This is a genomic window from Acidiphilium iwatense (genome assembly GCF_021556475.1).
Taxonomy (GTDB): Bacteria; Pseudomonadota; Alphaproteobacteria; order Acetobacterales; family Acetobacteraceae; genus Acidiphilium; species Acidiphilium iwatense.
Genome location: NZ_JAKGBZ010000009.1, coordinates 72277 through 84645, shown reverse-complemented (window position 1 = coordinate 84645; position 12369 = coordinate 72277). Strand labels below are relative to the sequence as shown.

General features: G+C 67.5%; 12 protein-coding genes. 4 read left to right on the top strand and 8 right to left on the bottom strand.

From position 1 onward, the window contains the following. Window position 1 precedes the first annotated feature (1 nt). From L2A60_RS06750 to L2A60_RS06730, 4 genes are read right to left on the bottom strand one after another with little or no spacing between them, the layout of a single operon-like run. Window positions 2-3094: an efflux RND transporter permease subunit gene (locus L2A60_RS06750; RefSeq protein WP_235703610.1), complete on the bottom strand. Its 3093-nt coding sequence runs from the start codon at window positions 3092-3094 to the stop codon at window positions 2-4. Between the two features lie 6 nt (window positions 3095-3100). After that, window positions 3101-3979 (bottom strand): efflux RND transporter periplasmic adaptor subunit, encoded by an 879-nt coding sequence (locus L2A60_RS06745; RefSeq protein ID WP_235703609.1) that lies wholly within the window; start codon window positions 3977-3979, stop codon window positions 3101-3103. Continuing rightward, window positions 3976-5325, bottom strand: coding sequence for a TolC family protein (locus L2A60_RS20570; RefSeq protein ID WP_268920161.1), 1350 nt, complete (start codon window positions 5323-5325; stop codon window positions 3976-3978). The genes L2A60_RS06745 and L2A60_RS20570 overlap by 4 nt, the downstream gene beginning before the upstream one ends. 44 nt (window positions 5326-5369) lie before the next feature. Beyond that, window positions 5370-6284 (bottom strand): bifunctional helix-turn-helix transcriptional regulator/GNAT family N-acetyltransferase, encoded by a 915-nt coding sequence (locus L2A60_RS06730; protein WP_235703608.1) that lies wholly within the window; start codon window positions 6282-6284, stop codon window positions 5370-5372. Window positions 6285-6445: 161 nt separating this feature from the next. On the opposite strand from L2A60_RS06730, the gene L2A60_RS06725 reads away from it, so the two are divergent. Continuing rightward, window positions 6446-6676, top strand: coding sequence for an AbrB/MazE/SpoVT family DNA-binding domain-containing protein (locus L2A60_RS06725; protein WP_235703607.1), 231 nt, complete (start codon window positions 6446-6448; stop codon window positions 6674-6676). After that, complete coding sequence (locus L2A60_RS06720) at window positions 6666-7076, top strand: PIN domain-containing protein (protein WP_235703606.1); 411 nt, start codon at window positions 6666-6668, stop codon at window positions 7074-7076. Before L2A60_RS06725 ends, L2A60_RS06720 begins: the two co-directional genes overlap by 11 nt. Before the next feature lie 39 nt (window positions 7077-7115). Here L2A60_RS06720 and L2A60_RS06715 read toward each other — a convergent pair whose 3' ends face one another. The 4 genes from L2A60_RS06715 to L2A60_RS06700 form a co-directional block, all read right to left on the bottom strand. Further along, window positions 7116-8249: an OmpA family protein gene (locus tag L2A60_RS06715; RefSeq protein ID WP_235703605.1), complete on the bottom strand. Its 1134-nt coding sequence runs from the start codon at window positions 8247-8249 to the stop codon at window positions 7116-7118. Between the two features lie 163 nt (window positions 8250-8412). Next, the gene (locus L2A60_RS06710) at window positions 8413-9978 is read right to left on the bottom strand and encodes a Hint domain-containing protein (protein ID WP_235703604.1); all 1566 of its coding nucleotides are present in this window, start codon (window positions 9976-9978) and stop codon (window positions 8413-8415) included. A gap of 379 nt (window positions 9979-10357) precedes the next feature. Beyond that, window positions 10358-10510: a hypothetical protein gene (locus tag L2A60_RS06705; protein ID WP_235703603.1), complete on the bottom strand. Its 153-nt coding sequence runs from the start codon at window positions 10508-10510 to the stop codon at window positions 10358-10360. A gap of 38 nt (window positions 10511-10548) precedes the next feature. After that, complete coding sequence (locus L2A60_RS06700) at window positions 10549-11184, bottom strand: glutathione S-transferase N-terminal domain-containing protein (RefSeq protein ID WP_235703602.1); 636 nt, start codon at window positions 11182-11184, stop codon at window positions 10549-10551. Between the two features lie 78 nt (window positions 11185-11262). On the opposite strand from L2A60_RS06700, the gene L2A60_RS06695 reads away from it, so the two are divergent. Together L2A60_RS06695 and L2A60_RS06690 are read left to right on the top strand one after the other, a co-directional pair. Continuing rightward, the gene (locus L2A60_RS06695; protein WP_235703601.1) at window positions 11263-11904 is read left to right on the top strand and encodes a TetR/AcrR family transcriptional regulator; all 642 of its coding nucleotides are present in this window, start codon (window positions 11263-11265) and stop codon (window positions 11902-11904) included. Between the two features lie 46 nt (window positions 11905-11950). Beyond that, a complete protein-coding gene (locus L2A60_RS06690; protein WP_235703600.1) occupies window positions 11951-12349 on the top strand; it encodes a hypothetical protein in 399 nt (132 codons plus the stop codon). Window positions 12350-12369 lie beyond the last annotated feature (20 nt).

The window sequence follows — 12369 nt, the reverse complement described above, 5'->3', positions numbered from 1 at the left end:
GTCAGAACCCTTCCGGTGCCTCGCGCCAATGGAGAAAATACGCCGCCAGTCGCGGCAGCAAAAACAGCGTCAGCATGGTCGCGGTCACCAATCCGCCCAGGATCACGATCGCCATCGGCCCCTCGATCTCGTCGCCCGGCGACCCGGCGGCGACCGCCAGCGGCAGCAGCCCGAGCGCCGTCACCGTCGCGGTGATCAGAATCGCCGGCAGCCGGTCCATCGCGCCGCGCCGCGCGGTCTCCCAACCCCACTCCAGCCCCTCCACCGTCACCAGCCTGCGATAATGGATCAGCAGCAACAGCCCGTTGCGCAGCGACAGCCCGAACAAAGTCACCAACCCGACCATCGCGCCCAGGCTGACCGCGCCGCCGAGGAAAATCCACGCCACCCCGATCCCGCCGGCCAGCGCGAAGGGCAGACCAAGCGCCAGCAGCGCCACCGCCCGCCCGTCGCGCAGCGCGATCGACAGCAGCGCCAGAATCGCAACGAAGGCGATCCCCGCGTGCATCAGCAGGCTCCGCCGCGCTTTGGCTCCGGCGACCGCGCTGCCGCCATACGCGACATAGTAATCGCCCGCCTCCAGATGCAACCGCGCGATCCGCCTCTGCGCCGCCGCCAGCACCGCGCCGCCCTGCCCCGGCGCGGTCTCCACCGTCACCACCTGCACCCGCCGCCCGCCATTGTGCAGGATCAGCGCCGGCGCCTCGGTCGAATGGATGCGCGCGACCAGCCCGAGCGGCACCACCCGGCCGCCCGCGCCCGACACCGGCAATCCGGCCAGCGTCCCCGGATCGCGCCGCATCGCGCGCGGCAGCGTCACCACGATCGGCTCGACCAGCAGGCCGCGATACACTTTCCCCACCGTCTCGCCGGCATAGGCGGCACGGATCGCCCCCAGCACCCCGCGCGCGGTCAGCCCATAGCGCGCCAGCGCCGCCCGCTCGGGCGTGACCGAGACCGCAGGCGTGTTCGGCGGCGCGGCGACATTGGCGGCGGCGACGCCGGGAATCGTGCCGACCACCCGCGCGATCCGGCGCGCATCGGCCGACAGTTCCACAAGCTTCGGCCCGAACACCGAAATCGTCAGCGGTGCCGCGAACCCCGACAGGCTCTCGTGAATCCGCTCGGTCAGGAACGTGTTCTCCCACCAGCGCACCCCCGGCACGTCGCCGATTTTCGCCAGAATCCGCCGCCCCGCCGCCACCGGCCTCGCATTGCCCGTCCGGCTCAGCGTGATGTCGATCTCCGCCTTGTTCACCCCGGCATGGCCGTTGCCGAGACTGGCCCGGCCGACATGCAGCACCACCTGACCGACATCGGGATCGCCTTTCAGCTTCGCCAGCGCCCGCCGCCCGATCGCCAGCATGGTGTCGATCGAGGTGCCGGGCGCGGCGAGATAATGCGCGATCACGTCCTGCTCGCGGAAGCTCGGCAGGAAGCTCACCCGCAGGAACCCCAGGCTCGCCGCCGCCGCAACCACCGCGATCAGGCCGACGAGAATGAAAACCCGGCCGCCGCGTGCCGTCCGCTCCAGTCCGCGCGCATAGATGCGCCGCGCCGCGGCGATCGTCGGCGAAACCGTCTCATGCCCCGGCCCGCGCAGCAACAGCGCGGCCAGCGCCGGGGTCAGCGTCAGCGCCACCACCAGCGAGGCCGCGATCGCCGCGATATAGGCGATGCCCAGCGGCGCGAAAATCCGCCCCGCCACGCCGCCCAGCACCAGCACCGGCATGAACATCACCGCAACCGAGGCGGTCGCGAACACGATCGCGCTGCGCACCTCGACCGACGCGTGCAGAATAACGCGCAGCGCCGGCGCGGGCTCGGCAAGCCGCGCATTCTCGCGCAACCGGCGGCTGATATTCTCGATATCGACCACCGCATCGTCCACCACCTCGCCGAGCGCGATCGCCAGCCCCGCCAGCGCCATGGTGGTCAGGGTCATGCCGAAAAACTGCAGCGCCGCCACGGCGGCAAGCAGCGAGACCGGAATCGACACGAAGGAAATCAGCGCGATCCGCCAGTCGCGCAGCGCCAGGATCAGCACGATCAGGATCAGCGCGGCGCCGATCAGCAGCACATGGCCGAGATCGGCCAGCGCCTCGCGGGTGAAATCGCCGGGCGCCAGCGCATCCGGCACCACAATCACCCCCTCCGCGCGCAGCGCCGGGCCGATCCGCGCCATCGCCTTCTCCGCACCGTCGGCGACCGCGAGCGTATTCGCACCATACAGCGACGACACGATCAGCAGAATGCCCGGCCTGCCCTCGATCAGCGCGGCGCCGAAGCGCGGCGGCGCCGCCTCGCGCACAGTCGCCACATCGCGGAGCAGAACCGGCACGCCGTCGCGCATCCCGAGCAGGCTGTCACCCAATTCCCGCGCGGTCCGGGTCTGGCCATGCGCCTGAAGCAGGATCTGCTGATTCCCGGTATCGAAAAACCCGCCGCCCAGCACCGCGCTGGCCCGATGCGCCGCCGCCGCCACCGCGTTCAGCCCGAACCCGGTCGCCAGCAGCGCGGCCGGCTTCGCCTCGATATCCAATTGCGGCGGCGCGGCGCCAAACATCACCGCGTTCGCCACCCCCGGCACCGCGCGCAATGCGGGCCGCACCAGGGTCTGGGCGATCGCGGTCAGCCGCATCAGCGACATCCCCGGCGCTTCGAGCCCGATATCCACCGCCGTCCCGGTCGCCGACTGCATCGGCACGATCACCGGCACCGCGCCGCGCGGCAGCCCGGCGCCGATCGCTGCCAGCCGCCCCGCCACGCGCTCCCGGTCGCGATAGACGTTGGTTCCGCCGTGGAACACCACATCGACGACCGACACCCCCGCCGCGGATTGCGAACGCAGCGCGGCGAGCCCGGCCAACCCGCCCAGCCCTTGCTCGATCCGGTCGGTCACCGCCCGCTCCACCCCGCGCGGATCGAGCCCCGGCGCCGCCGTCTGCACCTGCACGCTGGGCGGCACGAATTCGGGGAACACGCCGTAATGCGCATAAGGCAGATGCGCCGCCTCGATCAGCGCGAACCCGGCAACCGCCAGCACCACCACCAGCCGGTAGCGCAGCGCGGCGCGAACGATGCCGGTGAGCATCCCCGCTCAGCCCTTCGTCGTCTTGGCGATCGAACGCAGCAGCCCCGCGCCCTTCACCACCAGCTTGGCACCCGAAGGCAGCACCCCGCCGGCCACGAAATACCCGGTTACCGCCCCGTGCTTTCGGATTTTCGCGCCAATGGGAATCGCGCGCGCCACGAACCGGCCAGGCGATGTCTCCACGAACACATAGGCCGCGCCGCCTCGATACAGCACCGAAGACGCCGGCACCGAAATCCCGCGCCGCACCGGCCCGGTGGGCAGCGACACCGAAAGCGGCGTGCCGACCTGCATCGCCGGGCCGCGATAATACAGCCCCTGGCCGACCATGCCGCGCGGCAGATGTCCCGAAACCCCGATCAGCGTCAGCTTCGCCGTGCCCGCCTTCGCCACGGCGGGCGGATCGGTCAGTGCGGCGCCGGACAGGCCGACCTCGACCAGCGATTGGCCCGACTCCAGCGCCCGAACCACTTTTCCGCCCGAAATCAGCGCCCCGCCCAGCGCCGCGCCATATGTCGTCCGCGCCTTCACCTTCAGCCCGGCGAGCCGCGCCGCCGCCACCGCCTGCGCCGCCTCGGCCTGCTGCAACGCCGCTTCCGACACATTGCCTGCGCCGTGAAACAGGGTTCGGGTCCTCCCGAGCGTCGCCATGGTCAGCCGCTCCCGCGCCTCGGCCTGAACGATCGCCGCGCGCAGCGCCAGCACCGGCGACGCATCGATCACCATGCCGTAGCCACGGCGCGCCGGGGCGAACCGCATCGGCGCCGGGCGCGCCACCGCGACCCCGCCGTCCCGCATCTGCGCCTTGGTCAGCGCGATGCCGCGCGGCGCGCCCCACGCCAGCGCGGGAACCAGGAGCAGAAGCGCCACTGCAAAAACTCTCATGCGCCGCTCCCAAAAAACCGATGATGCAAACCGTCCTCCAACTGGCCGAGTGCCGTGCGCACCTGGATTTCCGCCGCCAGCGCGTTCTGCCGCGCGAGAATATCGGCCTGTTCCGCGCCGAGCAGCCGCACCCTCCCGGTCGCCCCGGCGCGATACGCCGCGCGCGCCGCGCGCGCCTGCACCCTGGCCCGCGCCGCGATCCGGTCCGCTTCCGCCTCGGCCACGACGCTGGCTCGATAATTCCGCTCCGCCCGGCCGACCTGATCGAGAACATGCAACTGCGCCGCCTGGAATTGCGCCGCCGCGCGCCGCCGCTTCGCCCGCGCCACCGCGATCGGCCCCTGATTCTGGTTCAGCACCGGCAGCGGCAGCGAAATCGCCAGCAGAAACTTGTTGTCGCCCTGATCGTAATGATAGCCCGGCCCGATCGTCACGCCGGGAAACTGCGCGTCGATCGCCTGGCGCAAATCCTCCTGATCCGCTTGATACCGCGCCAGCGCCGTCCGCACCGAGGGTCGCGCGACCAGCGCCGTCCGCACCAGTCCTGCCATCTCGCCCGGCGCGCCCGGCGCATCGAACGCGGCGGTCGATATCGAAACACCGTCCAGCGCCGCATCCGGCAGCCCGAGCGCCGCCGCAAGCCCGGCCCGCGCGACCGACTTGCGCCGCCCGGCCTCGGCGGCGGCGAATTCCGCCTGCTCCGCCGCCAGCGCCGCCTGGTTGCGCGCCACCGACGAGACCATCCCCGCCCGATAGCGCTGATCGATCGTCCGTTCCGCCGCGCCCGCCAGGGCGTCGTTGCGTTTCGCCAGTTCCAGCCCGCGCCGCGCGCTCCACAACGCCAGCAGCGCATCGCGCACCCGCGCGCGTTCGGCCCATGAGGCGGTGGCGATCACTTGCCGCGCCGCCGCCGCCCGTTCCCGCGCCGCCGCGATCCCCGCCTGCCGGGCGCCGAAATTATCGATCAGGAAACTGACCAGCGGCCCGATTTTCAGCGGCGATGGATTGCCGTTGGTCGCATTATAGGTCGGCTGCAGCGACAGCACCGGATTGGGCAGCGCCGACGCGCTCGCCACCAAGCCGCGCGCCACCGAAAAATTCGCCCTGGCGATCGCGAGATCGGGCCGCTCATACACCGCAACCAGGGTCAGCGCGCCGAGCCCCCAGCGCTGCTCCGGCTTCCGCCCCATCGCGGCGAGAAATTTGTCCAGGCGCGGATCGTCCAGCCGCCGCGCCGTCAGCCGCGCGGCACTCCGCCCGGCATCGATCGGCCGCGCGTGATACCGCGCGCAGCCGGACAATGCCACCAGCGCCGCCAGACCAGCGATCCGCGAACCCCGTTTCATTCCGGCGCGGACCCTGCCAGCCCCGAACCCCCGGCGCAACCGCCCTATAGATCAAGAGTCCATGTCTGGCCGACCAGATCGCAACCGAACGAATGACGCGGCGTCTCGTCGACCAGCCGGAACCCCTTGGCCTGATAGATCCGGCGCGCCGAAACCAGAACGTTGTTGGTCCAGAGCGCCAGGCGGCGATAGCCGAATTCGCGGGCGCGATCGATGCAGGCGGTGACCAGCATGTTGCCGATCCCGCGGCCGCGCGCCTCCGGCTCGACATAAAGCAGCCGCAGCTTCGCGACCGCCGCATCGTCGCTTCGCACCAGAAAGATCGACCCGGCGATCCCGCCCGCGTGCGCGGCGATCCAGGAATCCTCGCGGGCGGCGTCGAAATTTTTCACGAAATCGCCGAGGATTTCGGCAACCAGCCCCTCATAGCTCCAGTCCCAGCCATAGTCGCGATGATACAGCACCGCCTGGCGATGGATGATCCAGCCGAGATCGCCCGGCCGCAACCCGCGCAGCGCCGCGGCATCAGCCGGCCCATCCTCTTGGTTCAGTACCGTCCTGATCCGCCGCATCGCCGCAACCAGGGTTTCGCGGGCATCTCCGCCGAGCGGGTCGAGCATCGCCCCGATCTGCGCCCGCGTGCCCTGGTCGAGCGTGCGGAACGCCGCTCGCCCCGCATCGGTCAGGGACAGCAGATGATGCTTGCCGTGATCCGGGTTCACCCGGCTGCGCAGCAGCCCGCGCGTGCGAAACCGCGCGACGATCCGGCTCAGATGCGCCTTGTCCATGTCCAGCCGGCGCGCGATGCCGGCGGCGGTCTGCTCGCCGCCCTGGGCCAGCTCGAAGACCACCCGCGCCTCCGCCAGCGAAAACTCGCTCTCCGGCAGACGGGTTTTCAGCAGGCCGATCCGGTTGGTGTAAAATCGGTTGAAGCTTCGGACTTCCGCGACCGCGTCCATCGTCCCTCCTTGCGCTTACAGTGTTGTCTCAGACAACATTTAACGCGGCAACCCCATGGATGGAAAGCCCAATTTTCCGCTCGCCGGTCCACCCTTGATCGGCACTCTTCCGTCTGATATACGTTTCATGTGCGTATATCATCCCGTGATCGGAGGTTCGAATGCAGGTCTCCCGATGGGGCAACAGCCTCGCCATCCGGCTGCCCTCGGTCGTCGTCGCAGCGCTCGATCTCAAGGAAGGCGACAATGTCGAGGTTCATGTCGCCGATTCCCGGCATTTCGCGATCGCCCGCAAGCCCGGTCGTGCGGATCTGCTGAACCGGCTCCGCGCATTTCGCGGACGGCTTCCGGCCGATTTCAAGTTCGACCGGGACGAGGCGAATGCCCGATAGCTTCTTCGACACCAACGTTCTGCTCTACCTCGCCTCCGCCGATCCCGGAAAAGCCGGCCGGGCCGAGCGCCTGATCGGCCAGGGCGGCGTCATCAGCGTTCAGGTTCTCAACGAGGCCGCCAACGTCGCGCGGCGAAAAATGGCGATGTCCTGGGACGAGACGCGGCAATTCCTGGCTCCGTTCGCGGCCCTCCTCGATGTCAGACCCCTGACCGTCGAAACGCACGCGATCGGACTCGATCTGGCGAGCCGATACGCACTCTCGGTCTACGATTCGATGATCGCCGCCGCCGCTCTCCAGGCCGATTGCACCGTCCTCCTGTCGGAGGACATGCACCACGATCTGCTCATCGAAAACCGCCTGCGCGTGACCAACCCGTTCGTCGCGGAAGCGGAATAGGAATATGGGGTATCCGCGAGGACACCCCGCCCGGCGCCCTCAGTGCAGAATGATCTCCACCCGCCGGTTCTGCGGCTCGCGCACGCCGGGGCCGGTGGGCACCAGAAGATGCGTCTCGCCATAGCCCTTGATCACGATATCCTGCTTCGGCACCCCGTCGGACACCAGTTGCGCCGCGACATTGTCGGCCCGGCGATAGGACAGCTTCATGTTGTAGGCGGGCGAGCCCGAGGTGTCGGTATAGCCGTTCACGTTGAGCCGCGTGACCTGCGTGGTGCGCGACGCCTGCGCCGCCTCGCCGACGATCTGCTTCGCCCGCGGCGTCAGGTTGGCCTTGTCCCAGTTGAAGAACACCAGATAGGTCCGCGCCGGCGCGGGTGCGGGTGCGGCCACCGGCGTCGGGATCGGCGCGGCCGCCATCGGCGCGGGCTGGAACAACTGGTAGCGCAGGCCCAGCAGCACCGCGTTGTTGTAATCCGGCCCGGCCTTGAAGAATCCGGCCACCGTGCCGCCCGGCCCGGTCGCATAGCCGTAATATTGCCGCCCCGAGCTGATCCCCATGAACCGGTATTGCGCGGTGATATCCAGCCCCGGCACGCTCGGCACCGGCATCGAAATGCCGGCGATCGCCTGATAGGCGAAGCCGCCCTGCCGATTGTTGAACAGCAGCCCGGTGGTGCCGTTATTGTAGCCCATATTGGTCCAGTCGATGAACTGGTAGCCGATACCCGCGCCGACGAACGGAGTAACCGGCAAACCCAGCGGAATGTCGTACAGCGCGTTCACCATCGCGCCGAATTTCCGCTCCGCCCCACCCGCGCGAACCTGCGCCGAACCCTGGTCGAGCTTGTAGAGCGTGTTGCGGAAATAATCGCCCTCGACCTCCACCCGCAGCCCGTTGCCGAACCCGTACCCCACCGCCGCCTCGCCGGTGAACCCGCCATGAAACACCTGGTGATAATCGGTCGTGCCGGCGACCGCCTGGGTCCCGTCGAGCGGCTTGATCGTCTCGCCGCTCAGAATGTTATAGCCCGCGCCCAGGCTCACATACGGCCCGGTCACTGCCTGCGTGGCGGTCTGCGCGGCGGCGGTTCCGCCCATCAGCGCGCCCGCCGCGGCGGCGGCAAAAACCAAATTCGCGACGGTGGCGAACAGCCAGGATTTCCGCGTCATGTCGTGTCTCTCCAGCAAGCCCGAATGATGGAATAGAACAAGGCTGCCCCTGAAGAAAAGAACCGTGCCGGTGTGGGACTCGGCACGGTTCGCCTTCGGGCTCAAATTTCAGATAAGGGAACGCTCTTCTTGTTGTGGTTGGCGGCACTCGGCACGCTGCGGGTCATGCCGCGTGAACGGAGGCCGCTTTCGCACTCTCGTCACGCCGGCGCCACGCCGAGGCGATCGCTGAATAACGGAGTGTCAGCGTGCGCCCGGAACGCGGCAAAGTCAATGCCGTATCGCCGCGCGTCCAGATCGCGGAATCGCCCTCGGCGCGCGGATGCCGGCCGGTTTCCGGGATCGTCCGCTCAATCGGCAGCGCCTTGCCGTCGAGCACGATGCCGTGAAGCGCGATGCCCAGCCGGCGGCAATCGTCCGAGTCCGGCTCGACCTCGCTCGGCGCGAAGCTGCCGGTGATCAGTTCGAGCTTGCGCGTCCCTTCCGGCAGGGTGAATTCCAGCTCGCCGGGCGCGGCCGTGCGCGGTGCCAGGAACATCCCGCCCGCCCGCAGCCACGGCGCGTTCTCGACGACGCCGTAGCCCAGCGCCGCCTTCCGCGCCGCCAGGAGCCGCCGCACCGATGCCAGCGCCTCACCCTCGGTCACCAGCTTGGCGCAACTTTCGCCTTCGCGCCGCGCCTGCATCAGATCGGGATGCAGCGCCACCGGCCCGTCGCCATTCTCGAAGAAGCCGCGATGCCCGGTGTCGAGATAGCTCTCGGCCGGCGCGCCCTCGGCGAGCAGCACGTCATGCGCATCGAGCTCGACATGCCAGTAGGTCACACTCTGGCACAGCGATTCTTGAACGATCAGAGCGCCGTCGATCAGATCCTTCGCCTGCACCAGCACGCCGCCCACGAACAGCGCGTGATCCGGTGAGACCGTGAGGTCGCGCGCCGGCACGCCTTCGGCGAGCGCGCCGGCGGCGATCCGCACCGGCCGCGCCGTCCCCGGTCGTGGATGTTTCGCGAAATCGAGCGCGCGATGGCCGATCCACCTCACCGGCCGAGCGCCGCCCGACGCGGTTTTCACCACATCGCCAACCGCGAGATCCTCAACCGCGACCTCGCCCCGCTCGGTCGCGATCCGCGTGCCGGTCACGAAACACGGGTGGGGATTGACGTTCACCTCGGCCGAGGTGAGGAGCGTGCCATTATACAGACCCGAGGACGGATTAGAGAGGTCGAGAGTCAAGGTCGGTCCGCTAGGGCCGCTGTCGGACACGATCTTGCCCAGCGTCTTTTCCTCGATCAATTCGAGCGAGGCGATGATGGAGTTGTAGTTGGCACTACCGGTCGGAGCCACGTCCACGAAAAACGGGTTGTTCGAGGTGAGAGTGCCGTAAATTGGAATTCCGGCGACGACCGCAAGTTGCGTCGTCCCCGGCGTCAGAACGAGATCGGGGTTCGGATCACCAGCGAATTCCGCTGGCAGGAGAGTCCCGATATTTGAAAAACCGATGATCGCAAGCTGCGCCGTGATATTGTCGAGAATGACCTCGTCGCTCGGTGCGAAATTATACACCTCGCCGTTGATCAACGTCTGGGTCGGCGCGCTCGGCGACCCGACCAGCGCGCTCGGCTCGATCACCAGCGTCTGATTCGCCCCGGTGAAATCGATATAGCCGCCCTGAAGCTGGCTGGTCAGCGTCAAAGGGGTACTGCTGGTGATCGTGATGTCCGTGGCCATGCGACGTCCTCCAAACGCTGATTTCCCTATACGTTTAGGGGCTGGATGAAAGCGTCGTCAACCAAATTGTTCATAACAAACGCGACAAACCGCCCGGAAATCGCAATAATTCGAAACCGGCCGATCGCCGGAGACGCAATCAAAAATTATATTATTTCAATCGGTTGATCGCAGCTCGATGAGACTTATTCGCAATTTCGGAACAATTTCAAAATAAACGGCACGTGGATTAATTTTCTGTAATCATCGTCGTCTCAACCGGCCATCGCGAAACAGACGCGCCCAAGCGACGGGCACGCTCATCCCGGCCACCAATCACGGAAAACCCGCCTCGGAAAATCATACGAACAAAGTTGCCGATCCGCAACGTGTCGGAACGTCACCGCCCCAGACCGGCATAACCGTGCGCGGCAATCGGAAACGTCGTGCCATAGGCCGCGTTGATCTTCGAAACCAGCCTGGGATTGCCGCCGGCACAAGCGGTCAGCAGGCCGAGTGCGGCGATAACCAGAATTTTGAGAATTGCGTTCATCGAATTCACCTCCATGGGTTCGGCCGGTTCCGCATCGCTCACGCGGCCCGGTGGCGCGCCTGCTCCGCGGCATAAAGCGCGTGCTCTTCCGCCAGGGCGCGCGCGATGCTCGGGCGTTGCTTCAGCCGCATGTAATAATCCTGCACCTCGGGCCATCTTTTGAGATCCACCGGTGTGGCGATATTCCAGTTCAGAACGGTCAGGAGATAGGCATCCGCCACACTGAACCGGTCGAGCAGAAACTCCCGCCCGCCCAGATAACCGTCGAGATAGGCAAGCCGGAGGTCGCCTTTCTCCAGGGCCCGCGCCTTCGCCTCCTCCGGCATGTTCGGATCGAACAGCGGGTTGAACAGCGCCTTGTGCAATTCGGTGCCGATGAAACACAGCCATTGATGCAGGCGCGAGCGGGCCATGCCCTCGCGCGGGGCCAAAGCCGCCCCCGGAAACCGATCGGCGATATATTGCAGGATCGCCGCGTTTTCCGTGAGCACCTCGCCGTCATCGGTGCGAATCGCCGGCACCAGCCCGAGCGGATTGACCGCGCGGAAATCCTCGCCGTCGAGGGTGCGCTTGGTCTTGGGATCGACCTCGATGAACCGCGCCGGAGCGTCGGCCTCGTAAAGCGCGATGCGCGACGCCATCGAGCAGGCAAGCGGCGAGAAATAAAGCTGCATGATCGTTCTCCATTGAATTATGTACCAATTCGCATAATATCTATCATCACGAGAGCGCGGTCAAGGATTTTTTGCGAAATGGTACAAAAAACTTCCGGCACGGAACCGAAGCGGCGCGGACGTCCCCGCGCCTACGATCCGCAAACCGCGCTTCGCCATGCCATCGATGCCTTTTGGAAGGCCGGCTATTCCAACACCTCGCTCGACGAGATTGCCGTGGCGACCGGCATGAACCGGCCGAGCCTCTATGCGGCGTTCGGCGACAAGCACGCGCTCTATCTCAAATCGCTTGACCATTACCGGCAGCTCGCCGGTGCTGCGATGCGCGAAGCGCTCGCCCAGAACCGGCCTTTGGACGAGACCCTGATGCTGATCTACGAGAAGGCTCTGTCGATGTATTTTCCCGGCGACGGCCCGCCGCGCGGCTGTTTCATGATCGGCACGGCGACGGCGGAGGCTGTGGAAGACCCGGAAATCCGCGCCGCCTTCGCGGCGGGGCTCCGCACGCTCGACGAAAATTTCGAGGCGCGGATTCGCGCCGCGCAAACGCGCGGCGAAATCGGACAGGATGCCGACCCAGCCTCCCTCGCCATCCTCGCTTCCGCCACCTTGCACACCATCGCCATCCGCGCGCGCTCCGGCACTCCGCGCGCCGAATTGCGGGAACTCGCCCGCAAGGCGGTGGGGGTCATCTGCGGTAAACCGGCAGCGACCGGCTGACACCGGCATCTCGGCCTCTCGGTGGTCGCCGAAGGCGTCGAGACCGATGCGCAGGCGACATTCCTGCGCGCGCAACTGCTTCACCGGCGGCGTCAGCCTCGGCACCTTCGCCGGCCTCATCAACGACATCGCCATCACCGGCAGCGTCACCGGCCTTGGGGCCGACAGCCTGCGGAACCAGGGGCAGATCACCGCCGCAACCGGCGCCGCCTACGCTGTCGACTTCACCAATAGCGACGCGGTGACCAACAGCGGCACGATTGCCGGCGGCCAGCGCGCGATCGGCGTTGACGGCACCTACGGGCTGGTCAGCAACGCCGGCCTGATCGAGGGCGGTGCCGTGGTCGGCGTCGCATTGAGAGGCGGCGGCACCCTGGTCAATGCCGGCACCACCCTCTATCCGCTTGCGGCCCCCGCTTACCGGCAGCGATACGGATGCCAGTAGCACCAGCCCGGCCGTCCGGG

Bases quoted from the DNA above. Each gene is read 5' to 3' on its own strand.
- L2A60_RS06750 (WP_235703610.1), bottom strand. From the start codon at position 3,094: ATGCTCACCGGCATCGTTCGCGCCGCGCTGCGCTACCGGCTGGTGGTG.
- L2A60_RS06745 (WP_235703609.1), bottom strand. From the start codon at position 3,979: ATGAGAGTTTTTGCAGTGGCGCTTCTGCTCCTGGTTCCCGCGCTGGCG.
- L2A60_RS20570 (WP_268920161.1), bottom strand. From the start codon at position 5,325: ATGAAACGGGGTTCGCGGATCGCTGGTCTGGCGGCGCTGGTGGCATTG.
- L2A60_RS06730 (WP_235703608.1), bottom strand. From the start codon at position 6,284: ATGGACGCGGTCGCGGAAGTCCGAAGCTTCAACCGATTTTACACCAAC.
- L2A60_RS06725 (WP_235703607.1), top strand. From the start codon at position 6,446: ATGCAGGTCTCCCGATGGGGCAACAGCCTCGCCATCCGGCTGCCCTCG.
- L2A60_RS06720 (WP_235703606.1), top strand. From the start codon at position 6,666: ATGCCCGATAGCTTCTTCGACACCAACGTTCTGCTCTACCTCGCCTCC.
- L2A60_RS06715 (WP_235703605.1), bottom strand. From the start codon at position 8,249: ATGACGCGGAAATCCTGGCTGTTCGCCACCGTCGCGAATTTGGTTTTT.
- L2A60_RS06710 (WP_235703604.1), bottom strand. From the start codon at position 9,978: ATGGCCACGGACATCACGATCACCAGCAGTACCCCTTTGACGCTGACC.
- L2A60_RS06705 (WP_235703603.1), bottom strand. From the start codon at position 10,510: ATGAACGCAATTCTCAAAATTCTGGTTATCGCCGCACTCGGCCTGCTG.
- L2A60_RS06700 (WP_235703602.1), bottom strand. From the start codon at position 11,184: ATGCAGCTTTATTTCTCGCCGCTTGCCTGCTCGATGGCGTCGCGCATC.
- L2A60_RS06695 (WP_235703601.1), top strand. From the start codon at position 11,263: ATGGTACAAAAAACTTCCGGCACGGAACCGAAGCGGCGCGGACGTCCC.
- L2A60_RS06690 (WP_235703600.1), top strand. From the start codon at position 11,951: ATGCGCAGGCGACATTCCTGCGCGCGCAACTGCTTCACCGGCGGCGTC.